Origin of the sequence: Bacillus cereus group sp. MYBK79-1 (genome assembly GCF_051915365.1) — a bacterium.
Lineage (GTDB): Bacteria > Bacillota > Bacilli > Bacillales > Bacillaceae_G > Bacillus_A.
This window is the reverse complement of sequence record NZ_JBQAEO010000001.1, coordinates 154,326-166,551: the sequence shown is the minus strand read 5'-3', so window position 1 is coordinate 166,551 and position 12,226 is coordinate 154,326. Positions and strand designations below refer to the sequence as shown.

Genomic DNA, 12,226 nt, shown 5'->3' with positions numbered 1-12,226 from the left:
CTCTATCGCTTTACAGTACATACTAACTCTTCATTTTTCAACTCTACTATGTACTTCTGTAAAACATATTCTCTTCCGCCATGTTTTTCATACCAATCATGTATTCTTTTAACATGCTTCTCATCACTTCTAATTTTCGATTCAATTTCTTTATACTGTTTATAACTATCATATTCCCATATGGCGAATATTTCAGTTGTACCATTATTATTATCTTTCATCCAGCGTCCTATTAGCTTGGAGCCATGTTTTAATTGATTAGGTAAGTTCGTGTTATTGAAATGTTCATTAAATATTTCTGTAAATTCATTCTTTACTATATAATACTTTCTTCTGTAGAACATGCCACTACACCTCTTTTATGAAATGTATGAATACACCTTCCCATTACAACCGTATTATAATACTTCCTATTCGACAACCTTTTATCATTTTTTAAAATACCTTCTACTTCAAAACCTAATTTTTTATAAAGTTGAATGGCTTTTTCATTTGTCTCTAACACTTGTAATGATATCTTTTTCACTTCATTTTTATCAGCCCACTGAATAGATTGTTGTAATAGACTCTTACCCATTCCATATCCCCAAAACTCTCTTAAAATACAAACACCAAACTCTACTTTATGGGATAATCTTTTCAAATTTGATCCTTCACATCTTGAAAATCCTACGATTCGGTTGTGCACTTCTGCAACTAAAAAGAGATTTTTCGTTTCTTCACTATCTGTTTTTATTATTTTTTTAAAACCTATCTTATCTATAAATCCCTCTCCAGCTTCTCTATCCATATTTTCAGTTTCGCCATCGATCTGAACTCTAATTTCCGATAACTGCTCAGCATCCGTTTCAGATGCAGAACGAATTGTATAAGTTAATCCATTTATATGAAACTCTTGTCCTTTTATAATCATTTCAAACTCCTTTTAAATGGGGTCAATTGACGCTATTACAATTTCTTTACCTTGTTTCTCAAATTGTTGAATCATTTCTTTACTAGCTTCTTCATCTGTTATAATAAGCTCAATTTCTATTAGTGACTCTCCTTTTATAAAGCAGTCTATTCCGAGTTTAGTATGAGGAGCTAAACAAATATTTCTTCTAGCAATTTTACTTACTGTTTTTCCAAAATAAGCAACTTCTGGCGTTGCAGTACTTATACCATTCAATGAAATGCCGCCACCTGTAGAGAAATACAGATCAATAGATAATCTACTTATCATTTCAGAGGCAAGTGTATCTGTCATATTTCCTGATGGTTTCACTTTTCCACCAATTAAATACGTTTCTACATTCTGATACTCCCGTAACTTACTAGCAATTTCTAAAGAATTCGTAATCACTGTAAATGATGTTTCAGGTAAATACTTTAACATTGCATAATGGATAGAAGCCCCGCCCATAAAAATGGAATCTCCTTCTTGTATGTATGATGCAGCAACTTTCGCAATCGCTTCTTCATCTAGTGAACTATCACGATAACGTTTAGATGGTTCTGCGGCTAAGTTTCTCACTCGCGTAAGTTCAACTGCACCTCCGTGCGTTCTTTTTAATAAACCAGCCTTCTCCATAATAGACAAATCTCTTCTTATTGAATCAATAGACATATCGAAACTTTCCGCAAGATCTTTAGCAATTACCCTTCCGTTTTTCTTAAGTAACCCTAAAATTTTCTCTCTACGCTCTTCAGTAAACATGTACCCACCTCCGTTATTGAAGATTCTGAAATTTAATCTTTGTTTTAATTATATGCATGTCTCTTCCGTTTTACAATATTTTCAATTCTTATTCACTCTGTTTTATTCAGCTTTTTCCCTCTTTCTATTCTATTAACTTGACAACGAAATAAATATATATTTGCATATTCCACAAATATACTTCCATTTACCTTCCTGTTGATGTAAAATTATCCCTATGTTTACTTTTTAACATAGAAAGGAATTATTATGAAATCTATAATTAAAGTAACTTGTACAGCATTATTATTTACAGGACTAATGGCAGGATGTAATGGGAATACTGCACCGAAACAAGAAAAGAGCGCTCTTGAAAAGAATGCAATGCACTATGGAGAAATATATAAAAATGAATACTATAGAGCAACTGTTGAAAATGCTAAATTCGAAAAAATAGACAAAGAGTGGCGTCTCACAGCTCGCGTTACTATAAATAACGCTCGTGTTGACGGACAAACGATAGATCTTTCAGAAATAAAATATTTCATAAAAGATGAAAAAACGGGTGAAAAATACGAAGGTGAAGTTATACAAAATGAAAATGCTAAAAAGGTTCCATCTGAGTTTTCTTTAACTACCGACATTGTATTTAATATGAAAGATTCTCCAAAAGATTTAAATACTATGTATTTATACATAGATAGCAAAGCTGCGCCATTAACAGATACATATTGGAAACTTGATAATTTAGCATCTAAATAAAAAACAGTCCTAAAAGACTGTTTTTTTGTTTGTAAAGTTTACTAGTTACCAATCTCAAGCAACACATCTTTTGCACAAATCGTCACTTCTTCAAATGGGCAATCAAATAAAACACCCAATTCGAAACCTTCATTCGAAAGATCTATTTCATGACATAACCACCAAGCACCTTCAAAATTTTCCGGAATTGAACATTTCGTTACACCTGTAAAAGTTACTTGCAGTTTATCAAATTCACTGAAAGTACCACTGCAATCTAAAGTAATAATTAGCGTGCCTTTTGATCTTCTCTCTACTGATTTGACTACACTGTCATGTAGTGAGTATTCATGTAACTGAATAACATTTGTTGGGAGTTTTTTCTTAATTGAATGGAAGTGCTCTAAATAGAATCGATCTAAATGAGCCCTTCTTTTCTCACACTCCCCTATCCACTCTTTCATAAGTTTTTTCAATTCACTAGAAGGATACTCTGAATTAATTGTGGTGCTATGAATAAATGGATGTATGGATTCAGGAAGGAATTTTAATAAATCTGTTTTCTTTTCCTTTATTTCCTCAATTAAACTTTGTATATCCATTTCTGACCATTCTTTTATAGACTCTATAAAACTTACAAATTCTATAATTTGCATTTCTTTATACCAATCTTTATTGAAATATTTCAACAGCTTTCCTCCTAAAACATTTTAACATCCAACAAAAGCGATATATCTATTTATTATATCATTCCAATAACCATTTTTTCTAAAGAAAAAATGCAAAACTGTAAATATTCCGCCTTTTATTTCTAAAACTTCAGAATATTTACAAAAATATATAATTAGAATACATTTTACTAGTACAAAGATTCACTTGTACAAAAATCTAAACAAAAAGGGATGGTTATATGTTGAAGAAATTAGTAGCAGGGACATTAGTAGCGGGATTTGCATTCACTGGAGGACTAGGTGCAGTAAGTGCTGAAGAAAAAAGTAACACAATTAAATCATTTGATTATTTAAAAGTGGATGAACAAAATGTTAGTTCATTTGCAAAATTAAATGATCAGGATAAGAAAGACATCCAAATTACTATGGTATTACCCGAGCAAAATGAAAATGGAGATTGGTTAGCTTACGGTTTTACTAGTAGAGAAACATTGGATGCTTATGTTGAAAAGGATAAAAAAGCACTTAAAAATCAAATTAATACTTTAGGCAGTGGTGCTGGTAGTACTGATTTTTATGAACATAAAAATAAAGGCGGACAATATATTTACTGGAGCAGCGGTTTTAAAAACTTACCTTCTAGCTGGAACGACAGAATTTCTTCTGTAAGTACAGCTTCACCTTCTGCAAGTTATTCAACGACGCTTTGGGAGCATACTTCAACACAAGGATATGGAAAAGGTGTTCTATTTAAACACGCTGATTGGTATGGTAAAACTGCTAATTTAGCTGCTGATTGGAATGATATTACTTCAGCTATCGAAATTAAAAAATAATTGGATATTTTATTACTAATATAAAATATCCAAACGACTATTCTCTAATCTAGAGAATAGTCGTTTATTTAATTTTCATTTAAACATGCACAGCATGTCCTATCGCTTGCAATAACGCTTCATGAATCGCTTCAGATAAAGTTGGATGCGCTGCAATATAATCTCTCATAATATCGGCAGTAACTTCCGTATGAATCATTACGGTTCCTTGTCCGATTAGTTCAGTTGCACGTGGACCGATAATAGAAATCCCTATAATTTCTTGATATTTAGGTTCCACAATAACTTTTACTTTACCCGTTTGTTCTCCAATAATAAGTGCTTTTCCGTTTGCTGTAAAAGGAAATTCTCCAATTTGTATGTCACCGTACCGCTCTCTTGCATCTTTTTCTGTTAAACCGACGCTAGCAATTTCTGGAGCTGTATAAATGCAGCGAGGCACAGCATGATAGTTTACTTTTACATCTTCTCCGCTCGCATGTAATGCTGCTGTTGTTCCTTCATGAAAAGCAACGTGTGCAAGCTGGATTCCACCAATCACATCACCTGCAGCGTAAATATGTGATACATTTGTTTGCATATGTTCATTCACAGAAATTCCATTATTTGAAAATTGAACACCTGCTTTTTCTACATCTAATCCTTGGACACGTGGTTTTCGACCTACAGAAACGAGAACAAATTCTGGATTAGCTTCTTGGATACTTCCTTCATATTCAAATGAAGCTTGCTTCTTATAATTATTTAATCCTTTTAAAGCTGCTCCTGTAAATATTTCTACGCCATCATTTTCTAGTTTCTCTTTTAATATTTGTGCGATACCTCCATCTTCACCAGGTAATAATTGCGGTGCCATTTCAATAATCGTAACTTTTGTTCCAAGGCGACTATAAATACTTGCAAACTCGCACCCTATTACACCCCCTCCAACAATTAATAATGATTTCGGTATATGTTCTAGGGACATTGCATGGCTACTATTTAAGATCCACTTCCCATCAAACGGAGCAAAAGGTAATGCAGTCGGTTCTGAACCTGCCGCAATAATGAACTGTTCTCCATCTACTATCTCTTCTTTATCACCGTGTGTAACTCGCACACGGTGATCTGTTTCAAATTTTGCTTTACCTTGTATAACCTTTATTTTATTTTTCTTCATTAAATATTGAATTCCTTGGACGAGTTGTGTTACGATTTGTGATTTTCTCGTCTGTATTTGATTCCAATCAATTGATATACTTCCTTGGTTAAGCGTAACTCCATAAGTATTCGCTTTTCTCACAATGTCATGCACTTCCGCACTTTCTAACAATGATTTTGTAGGCATACAACCAACATTTAAACAAGTCCCGCCAAGATTCGCTTCATCTATTAGGGTGACATCTTTTCCATTTTGAGCTGCGGTAATTGCCGCTACATAACCAGCAGGTCCGCCGCCAATAACAACTAATTTATTCATTCTCTCACCTTCTCTTTATAAAAGAATTGTTACAGGTTCTTCTAAATAACGTTTAATTGTACGTAAAAATGCAGCTGCTGGTGCACCATCTAATACACGATGATCGAATGTTAAACTTAAAGGTAACATACTTCCTTTTCTTAATTTTTTCCCTTTATATACCGGAACGTGTTCAATTGCACCTACACCTAAAATACCAGTTTCAGGCGTATTTAATATCGGCGTAAAATATTCAATACCGAAGCTACCTAAATTACTAATTGTAAATGTTGTCCCTTGCATATCATCACTACTTAAACTACCTGCTCGTGCCTTTTGTGCCACATTCTTAATTTCTTTAGATAACTCTACTAAAGATAGATTATTAGCAAAGCAAATAGCCGGAACGACTAATCCTTTTTCTAACGCGACTGCCATACCTAAATGAACATGTCCAAATTGATGAATGGCATCATCTATATAAGCGCTGTTCATTTCTTTATGCTCCCCAAGCGCTAATACAACAGCGCGAGAAACGAGATCCGTAATAGTTAGTTTGTTATCGTATCGTTTTTGTACAACTTCCGCTATGTCTTTATGTAAAGCAACTAAATCTGTAACATCTACTTTCATTGTTAATGTTAATTGCGCACTATTTTGTAAACTTGCATGCATACGGTTCGCAATTGCTTTTCGCATACCAGTAACAGGAACGACTTTACTTTCTTCTTGTTCAAGTACTTCTGGAATTGCTACTCTTTCTTCTAGCGCTTTTAATACGTCTACCTTTGTAATTCTTCCGCCAGGTCCTGTACCAACTAATGCCTTGATATCCAGATTTTCAAACTTTGCAATTTTCTTCGCTACAGGTGAAATTTTGATTCTTTGCTTTGTCACCTCTATCGCATATGGTTCTGGATGTTGGACCTTTTTCGGCTCTAGATTCGGTGTTTTTTCTTCTACAACTCGTGTACTTTCATTTACTTCTACTTTTTCGTTCGGTTTACCGATATAGCAGATTACAGTACCCGGCGGCACTCCCTCATCTTCACTTACAGCTATATCAAGAACAGTTCCATCCGCTGGTGCTTCTATTTCCGTTTCGATTTTTTCCGAGTTAATACTAGCAATTAGTTCACCTTTTGCTACATTATCACCTGTTTTAATATTCCAGCTCGTAATAATACCTTCTTTCATCGCCATACCTAACTTCGGCATTACAACTTCTACAGCCATGCTTCTCTCCCCTTTCTCATCATTTCATTACACATGTAATAAAGATTGGTCTCCGATCATTTCTGATACAGTTTCAATTACTTTCTCCGGCGTTGGTAAATATAACTTTTCAAGTGGTGGAGAGAACGGAACTGGTGTATGTGGTGCTGTAATTCGTTTAATAGGTGCATCTAACAAATCGAATCCTTTATCTGCTACAATTGCCGCAATATCTGTTGCGATACTACATCTTGGGTTCGCTTCGTCAATAATAATTAAGCGATTCGTTTTTTCAACAGATGCTAAAATTGTATCTTCATCAAGCGGTGATAAAGAACGTGGATCGATTACTTCTACTTCAAGTCCTTTTTTCGATAATTGCTCAGCAGCTGCAAGCGCTGTATGAACTTGCTTTCCGATGGCGACAATTGTTAAATCAGAACCTTCCCGTTTAATATCTGCTTTTCCTAATGGAATTGTATAGTATCCTTCTGGCACTTCACCTTTCATATTGTAAAGTGTTTTATCTTCAAAGAAGATTACTGGGTCATCATCTTCAATTGCCGCTAATAATAAGCCTTTTGCGTCATATGGAGTGGAAGGAACGACAACTTTAATACCTGGAATGCTCGTAAATAATGCGTATAAACTTTGCGAATGCTGAGCTGCTGCGCTAAAACCAGCACCATGCATCGTACGTACTGTAACTGGTACTTTCGCTTTACCACCGAACATATAGCGGAATTTTGCACCTTGGTTTAATACTTGATCAAGACAACTGCCGATAAAATCATTAAACATTAATTCAGCAATCGGACGTAATCCTGTTGCCGCAGCTGCCATCGCCGCTCCCATATAACCCGCTTCAGAAATTGGTGTATCTAAAATACGATTTCGGCCAAATTCTTGTACAAGTCCTTTTGTAACACCGAGTACACCGCCCCATGCTTCATCATCTTGCAGGTGATCAACTTGTGCACCACCTGCAACGTCTTCACCTATTAAAATTACATTTTCATCACGACGCATTGAGATTTTCATCGCTTCATTAATTGCAGTTGACATACTTACTGTTCTAGTCATAATTTTTCACCCTCCTCTTATTTGTAAGAAACGTATACATCTTTTAATAATTCTTCATCCTCTGGGTATGGACTATTTTCACTAAATTCAATGGATCTTTGTACTGCATCATCTACTGCTTTTTCCATATCAACAAGTTCAGATTCCGTTAATAAACCTTCATGAATTAAATGCTTACGGAAATTCACAATTGCATCTTTTTCATTTAAATGTTCTTCTTTTTCTTCTGTTGTTTTATATGTTTGCGCTTCCCCTTCGAAATGACCATAATTACGATATGTCATACATTCAATCATTGTTGGACCATCACCATTACGCGCACGTTCCACTGCTTCTGCAGCAGCTTTATATACAGCGAGAAGATCTTTTCCATCTACTTGAACACCTGGAATATTATAAGCTTTTGCACGATCGGCAATAGAATCACAACTTGAAGCATATTCAAATGTAGTTGCTTCACCATAACCATTATTTTCTGCGATAAAAATAACCGGTAACTTCCAAATCGCCGCTAAATTAACCCCTTCATGAAATGTCCCTTCATTATTTGCTCCGTCACCGAAGAAGCAAACACTTACATCCTTTGTTCCTTTATATTTAGCTGTTAATGCTGAACCGCAAGCAAGTGGGAAACCGCCACCTACAATGCCATTTGCACCAAGCATTCCTTTATCTAAATCGGCAATATGCATGGAACCGCCTTTACCTTTACATAACCCTGTCGCTTTCCCAAAAAGTTCAGCCATCATACCATTTAAATCACAGCCTTTTGCGATACAATGTCCATGTCCCCTATGCGTACTTGTAATACTGTCACTATCCGTTAAGTGGGCACATACACCAACTGCTACCGCTTCTTCACCTGCGTATAAATGAACGAAACCTGGCAGAACACCTTGCGCGAATAATTCATGTACCTTATCTTCAAACTTACGAATCTCTAACATTTTTTCATACATCCAACGAGCTTGTTCTTTCGTAATTTCATTCCCTTTACTTTCAGTTGTTTTTAACATGTCCAGCCCTCCCATTTTCTTGTTCATCTTTTATATTGCAAATACTGTGCCAAATTCTAATCCTTGATTTCATAGGTTTTCTCTATTCTTTCAAAATAAAAAAGTGGACAAAATGAGACACTTGTCTCGTTTTGTCCACTTTTGTTCACCTAATTTGAGAATTATAATCTTATTCATTATCAAAACTCTTCTGTAACTTCCGGATGTAAATAATTTGACCAATATGATAAGCATTATGAGTTGTTACATTTGCTAATACTTCCCACCACTTTGCAGAAACAGGAAATCCAACTACATCACTTTCAACCTTTTCTTCATTTATAAGCTTTTGCCATTGTAATAGTTTCTCTAGTAGTTTTTCTCTTAACTCATCGAAAGATTGATTATCTGAAAGCATAAAACTTTTGTTATTATCACCAATAGCGGGCACGGCATTCACATTCGATTCTTTGTACCTAGTTTGCCACGTTGAGTTCCAATACAATAAATGTTGTACAATTTCAGCTATACTATTACTCTCTTCATTCGGTTTCCAGAAAGCTTCTCTCTCAGGTAGATCTTTCACTGCATCTGAAAATGGAATATACCAACTAGGATCGTTTGCATTCGCCAACAATTGATCTGCTAATACATCTTTCACATGGGCCATTTTTATTCCCTCATTTCATTAACGTATTCATACTCACTTCTTTATATACGATAAGTCCGTATAATTCCCTCTTTTCAAAACCCCATAGACTATAGAATTAACATGAATTGCTCTCAAAGAAAGTGTAAGAATAATAGATTTTCTTATCATAACTCGTTATGATAAAAGAAAAAGAAAGCTGGCAGAAAATGAATAAAAAAATCGCAATTATTACAGGAGCCTCAAGCGGATTTGGACTATTAACTACACTTGAACTCGCAAAAAAAGAGTATTTAGTTATCGCTACAATGAGGAACCTTGAAAAACAAGGAAACTTAATATCTCAAGCTACTCAACTCAACTTGCAGCAGAACATAACAGTTCAACAATTAGATGTAACCGATCAAAACTCTATACGTAACTTTCAATTATATATAAAAGAAATAAACAGAGTAGACCTACTTATTAATAACGCAGGATATGCAACTGGGGGCTTTGTAGAAGAAATTCCAGTCGAGGAATACCGTAAACAATTTGAAACGAACCTTTTTGGAGCTATATCAATTACTCAACTTGTATTACCTTATATGAGAGAACAAAAAAGTGGAAAAATCATTAATATAAGCAGCATTAGTGGTCAAGTTGGATTCCCTGGTCTATCCCCTTACGTTTCTTCAAAATATGCATTAGAAGGCTGGAGTGAATCCCTTCGTTTAGAAGTACAACCGTTCGGAATAGATGTTGCTTTAATTGAACCTGGTTCTTATAACACGAATATATGGGAAGTTGGTAAACAACTAGCTACAAACCAATCTGATACATCTTCTCCTTACAAAGAATATATGGGTAAAATACAAAAACATATTAATAGCGGCAGTGATACATTTGGTAATCCGATAGATGTGGCTAATAAAATCGTAAAAATCGCTGAATCTAAGCGTACGAATTTACGATATCCGATTGGAAAAGGTGTAAAATTTATGATCTTTGCGAAGAAGATTCTTCCTTGGAGATTGTGGGAATACCTTGTATTGAGAACCTTTAAGAAAATGTAATAGACTTTTTGAAATCCATTTTGAAAGAGGTGCGAATTAAATGTTAGGTTTACCATATGGAAAAGTATTTTTAGTTCCATGGACTGAACAATGGCAAATTGAATTTATGAAAGAGAAACAATTCATTGAAGAACAAATTGGAAAACATATTTTAGCGATACACCATATTGGTAGTACCTCTATTCCACATTTAAGTGCAAAACCAATTATTGATATTGCAATCGAATTAGAAGATTATAAGGACGGTATAAAATGTATTAAAAAGTTAGAACTACTAAATTATAAGTACAGAAAAGATGTACTGCCTGAGCGATACTATTTTAATAAAGGAGAGCCAAGAACTCATCAAATTCATATGTATGAGCGAGGGAATACATATTTAATAGAACAATTACAGTTCAGAGATTACTTAATAAACAACAAAAGTTCTCGTATACAGTATGAACAGTTAAAGATTCAACTTTCACAAGCTAATCCTAATGATAAACATCAATATGCAGAGGATAAAACAAATTTCGTTACATCCATATTAGCCAAAATAAAGTGAAACTTTAATTAGTGGGGATTTTCTTCATCCCCACTGATTATTAGTTGAACCAATCGGACTTTAATGGGCAGTTGATCCCCCACCTAAATTCTTTGCTTTCGCTGAATTTTGAGGTGGGGATCTTACTGCCCATTAAAGTGGGATAAATGATGAATTTAAATAAGAAACCATTTAGTAGTAAATGGTTTCTTATTTAATAGTTATTTCATTATTTGTACCATCAATAATAAAATCTGCATATTCATGTGGCTTATGACTTTCTACATACATATCTTCAGCAACCATCCAATTGTTTTCCCACATATCGCGCGCTGCTTCCCCGTCTCTAGCAATCCCTCTTTTTATACGTGTTTCACGAGGACAATTCACCCATATTTTCAAATCGTACATTTCCGCCAGTTCCTGACGTGTTGCATATACACCTTCTATAATAACAATACCGTTTGCAGGGACCGTATGAGATTCTTCTAAAGAATCCGTTTCCCAATCATAACGTTTATAACATCCTTCAATGCCATTACTAATCGGATCTAAAACTCCTTGTAAAAGGCGTTTCCAATCAAAATCTGCACCTATCGATTTATTCGTAGGATGTTCATTTACAATTTGTGCAGATGGTAAATAAAAATCATCCATATGAACAATTGTTACAGTTGAAAACTTATTTTTTATATTATTAGCTAACGTACTTTTTCCTGCTCCGCCACAACCATCAACACCTATTATTAGTAGTGATTGCTCTACAAATTTCACTTGAATTCGTTCTAATATGTTATTTAACTCCAAACTTTTTCATCCCCTCGTTTTATTTATTTCTATAGACTTGCTTTTACGCTGATAACGGATCGAAGTAAAGTAGCAATGAAATCATAACTACAAATGCAAGTAAACCGATTGTTGAAAGGATGTATTCTTTCGATTCTCTATCAAATTTCCACTCCATCAAAATTTGTAACACCTGTGACATTCCAAAGAAAGTGAAAAGTACATAAGCTACATTTGCATTTTCATAACTATTAACATAAATGATACCACTTACAAAATAAATAAAAAACAAGCCTATTTTCAATTTTACATGCAGGCTATTTACATGCTTATATCTAAAGAGACCCCTTTTCTCCATATTCAACTTTCTTCTTAAAAACTGCTCTAAAAAATATCCGCCTATAGCAATTCCTATAATTATTATCCAAACAGAAGAATTCCACATGTTCAATCCCCTCCTATTACTACGTTGCATTATTTAAAATAAAGTGGATTACATGACAGTTATCCTTTTGTAAATAACTTACATTCCTTTCAAGTCATTTCATTATTTATA

General features: G+C 34.4%; 15 protein-coding genes. 4 read left to right on the top strand and 11 right to left on the bottom strand.

Annotation, left to right across the window (positions count from 1 at the left end; genetic code table 11):
- Nucleotides 1–2 precede the first annotated feature (2 nt).
- The 3 genes from ACTFOB_RS00965 to ACTFOB_RS00955 are packed head-to-tail and all read right to left on the bottom strand — an operon-like array spanning nucleotide 3 to nucleotide 1,696.
- Nucleotides 3–344 (bottom strand): NIPSNAP family protein, encoded by a 342-nt coding sequence (locus ACTFOB_RS00965; protein ID WP_151582967.1) that lies wholly within the window; start codon nucleotides 342–344, stop codon nucleotides 3–5.
- Entirely contained in the window at nucleotides 317–913 is a 597-nt protein-coding gene (locus tag ACTFOB_RS00960; protein WP_440023973.1) for an N-acetyltransferase family protein, read from the bottom strand. The genes ACTFOB_RS00965 and ACTFOB_RS00960 overlap by 28 nt, the downstream gene beginning before the upstream one ends.
- A gap of 12 nt (nucleotides 914–925) precedes the next feature.
- Nucleotides 926–1,696, bottom strand: a complete 771-nt coding sequence (locus ACTFOB_RS00955) for a DeoR/GlpR family DNA-binding transcription regulator (protein ID WP_440023972.1) — start codon at nucleotides 1,694–1,696, stop codon at nucleotides 926–928.
- 249 nt (nucleotides 1,697–1,945) lie between these two features.
- Between ACTFOB_RS00955 and ACTFOB_RS00950 the strand changes: the two genes are divergently transcribed.
- Entirely contained in the window at nucleotides 1,946–2,437 is a 492-nt protein-coding gene (locus ACTFOB_RS00950; RefSeq protein ID WP_440023971.1) for a hypothetical protein, read from the top strand.
- A 41-nt stretch (nucleotides 2,438–2,478) separates the two neighbouring features.
- On the opposite strand, the gene ACTFOB_RS00945 is transcribed toward ACTFOB_RS00950, so the two are convergent.
- Nucleotides 2,479–3,105, bottom strand: a complete 627-nt coding sequence (locus ACTFOB_RS00945; protein WP_440023970.1) for a DUF4085 family protein — start codon at nucleotides 3,103–3,105, stop codon at nucleotides 2,479–2,481.
- 221 nt (nucleotides 3,106–3,326) lie between these two features.
- Here ACTFOB_RS00945 and ACTFOB_RS00940 point away from each other — a divergent pair, with 221 nt between their 5' ends.
- Nucleotides 3,327–3,923 carry a hypothetical protein gene (locus tag ACTFOB_RS00940; protein WP_151582979.1) on the top strand — a complete coding sequence of 199 codons (597 nt, stop codon included), beginning with the start codon at nucleotides 3,327–3,329 and terminating at the stop codon, nucleotides 3,921–3,923.
- A 79-nt stretch (nucleotides 3,924–4,002) separates the two neighbouring features.
- On the opposite strand, the gene lpdA is transcribed toward ACTFOB_RS00940, so the two are convergent.
- From lpdA to ACTFOB_RS00915, 5 genes are all read right to left on the bottom strand, one after another.
- Nucleotides 4,003–5,382, bottom strand: coding sequence for a dihydrolipoyl dehydrogenase (lpdA, locus tag ACTFOB_RS00935; RefSeq protein ID WP_440023968.1), 1,380 nt, complete (start codon nucleotides 5,380–5,382; stop codon nucleotides 4,003–4,005).
- A gap of 15 nt (nucleotides 5,383–5,397) precedes the next feature.
- On the bottom strand, nucleotides 5,398–6,597 hold the full coding sequence (locus tag ACTFOB_RS00930; protein ID WP_440023966.1) for a dihydrolipoamide acetyltransferase family protein: 1,200 nt from the start codon (nucleotides 6,595–6,597) through the stop codon (nucleotides 5,398–5,400).
- A 27-nt stretch (nucleotides 6,598–6,624) separates the two neighbouring features.
- A complete protein-coding gene (gene acoB / locus ACTFOB_RS00925) occupies nucleotides 6,625–7,659 on the bottom strand; it encodes an acetoin:2,6-dichlorophenolindophenol oxidoreductase subunit beta (protein ID WP_440023965.1) in 1,035 nt (344 codons plus the stop codon).
- A 17-nt stretch (nucleotides 7,660–7,676) separates the two neighbouring features.
- Nucleotides 7,677–8,675 carry an acetoin:2,6-dichlorophenolindophenol oxidoreductase subunit alpha gene (acoA, locus tag ACTFOB_RS00920; protein ID WP_440023964.1) on the bottom strand — a complete coding sequence of 333 codons (999 nt, stop codon included), beginning with the start codon at nucleotides 8,673–8,675 and terminating at the stop codon, nucleotides 7,677–7,679.
- A 169-nt stretch (nucleotides 8,676–8,844) separates the two neighbouring features.
- Nucleotides 8,845–9,324 (bottom strand): DinB family protein, encoded by a 480-nt coding sequence (locus tag ACTFOB_RS00915; protein ID WP_151582989.1) that lies wholly within the window; start codon nucleotides 9,322–9,324, stop codon nucleotides 8,845–8,847.
- A gap of 188 nt (nucleotides 9,325–9,512) precedes the next feature.
- Between ACTFOB_RS00915 and ACTFOB_RS00910 the strand changes: the two genes are divergently transcribed.
- Together ACTFOB_RS00910 and ACTFOB_RS00905 are read left to right on the top strand one after the other, a co-directional pair.
- Nucleotides 9,513–10,358 (top strand): oxidoreductase, encoded by an 846-nt coding sequence (locus ACTFOB_RS00910; protein ID WP_440024769.1) that lies wholly within the window; start codon nucleotides 9,513–9,515, stop codon nucleotides 10,356–10,358.
- Nucleotides 10,359–10,398: 40 nt separating this feature from the next.
- Nucleotides 10,399–10,905, top strand: a complete 507-nt coding sequence (locus ACTFOB_RS00905; protein ID WP_440023962.1) for a GrpB family protein — start codon at nucleotides 10,399–10,401, stop codon at nucleotides 10,903–10,905.
- A gap of 189 nt (nucleotides 10,906–11,094) precedes the next feature.
- Here the strand turns inward: ACTFOB_RS00905 and ACTFOB_RS00900 are convergent, their stop codons facing one another.
- Together ACTFOB_RS00900 and ACTFOB_RS00895 are read right to left on the bottom strand one after the other, a co-directional pair.
- Nucleotides 11,095–11,691: a uridine kinase family protein gene (locus ACTFOB_RS00900; protein ID WP_440023961.1), complete on the bottom strand. Its 597-nt coding sequence runs from the start codon at nucleotides 11,689–11,691 to the stop codon at nucleotides 11,095–11,097.
- A gap of 43 nt (nucleotides 11,692–11,734) precedes the next feature.
- Nucleotides 11,735–12,115, bottom strand: coding sequence for a DUF4181 domain-containing protein (locus ACTFOB_RS00895; protein ID WP_440023958.1), 381 nt, complete (start codon nucleotides 12,113–12,115; stop codon nucleotides 11,735–11,737).
- Nucleotides 12,116–12,226 lie beyond the last annotated feature (111 nt).

Bases quoted from the DNA above. Each gene is read 5' to 3' on its own strand.
- ACTFOB_RS00965 (WP_151582967.1), bottom strand. From the start codon at position 344: ATGTTCTACAGAAGAAAGTATTATATAGTAAAGAATGAATTTACAGAA.
- ACTFOB_RS00960 (WP_440023973.1), bottom strand. From the start codon at position 913: ATGATTATAAAAGGACAAGAGTTTCATATAAATGGATTAACTTATACA.
- ACTFOB_RS00955 (WP_440023972.1), bottom strand. From the start codon at position 1,696: ATGTTTACTGAAGAGCGTAGAGAGAAAATTTTAGGGTTACTTAAGAAA.
- ACTFOB_RS00950 (WP_440023971.1), top strand. From the start codon at position 1,946: ATGAAATCTATAATTAAAGTAACTTGTACAGCATTATTATTTACAGGA.
- ACTFOB_RS00940 (WP_151582979.1), top strand. From the start codon at position 3,327: ATGTTGAAGAAATTAGTAGCAGGGACATTAGTAGCGGGATTTGCATTC.
- lpdA (WP_440023968.1), bottom strand. From the start codon at position 5,382: ATGAATAAATTAGTTGTTATTGGCGGCGGACCTGCTGGTTATGTAGCG.
- ACTFOB_RS00930 (WP_440023966.1), bottom strand. From the start codon at position 6,597: ATGGCTGTAGAAGTTGTAATGCCGAAGTTAGGTATGGCGATGAAAGAA.
- acoB (WP_440023965.1), bottom strand. From the start codon at position 7,659: ATGACTAGAACAGTAAGTATGTCAACTGCAATTAATGAAGCGATGAAA.
- acoA (WP_440023964.1), bottom strand. From the start codon at position 8,675: ATGTTAAAAACAACTGAAAGTAAAGGGAATGAAATTACGAAAGAACAA.
- ACTFOB_RS00915 (WP_151582989.1), bottom strand. From the start codon at position 9,324: ATGGCCCATGTGAAAGATGTATTAGCAGATCAATTGTTGGCGAATGCA.
- ACTFOB_RS00910 (WP_440024769.1), top strand. From the start codon at position 9,513: ATGAATAAAAAAATCGCAATTATTACAGGAGCCTCAAGCGGATTTGGA.
- ACTFOB_RS00905 (WP_440023962.1), top strand. From the start codon at position 10,399: ATGTTAGGTTTACCATATGGAAAAGTATTTTTAGTTCCATGGACTGAA.
- ACTFOB_RS00895 (WP_440023958.1), bottom strand. From the start codon at position 12,115: ATGTGGAATTCTTCTGTTTGGATAATAATTATAGGAATTGCTATAGGC.